The sequence below is a fragment of the Peribacillus sp. SIMBA_075 genome (assembly GCF_046534585.1).
The window spans coordinates 1-233 of sequence record NZ_JAWRYN010001683.1; the positions used below are offsets into that span (position 1 = coordinate 1).

At 52.4% G+C, this 233-nt stretch carries 1 pseudogene; it reads right to left on the reverse strand.

The annotated features are described in order from the left end of the window. Positions 1-206: pseudogene (locus SB775_RS34155) on the reverse strand (ABC transporter permease); the annotation flags it as partial. Positions 207-233 lie beyond the last annotated feature (27 nt).

The following is a 233-nucleotide window of genomic DNA, read 5'->3' on the forward strand; positions in this document are numbered from 1 at the left end:
CGGCTGAAAATATCGCGACCAAAGTGGTCGGTACCAAAGTAATGCTCTTTCGAGGGCGGCAATAACCGTTGATCCGGTGCCATTTCAATTGGGGAAGCACTAACCCACAGTGGCGCGGAAACCGCCATCAGGACAAGCAGCAGCAGTACCACACCTGCCAGTACACTGATACTGTGTCCCTTGCCCTTTTTATGTTTACTCTCCATCCGCGGTCCTCCTTTCGCTCTAGTCAT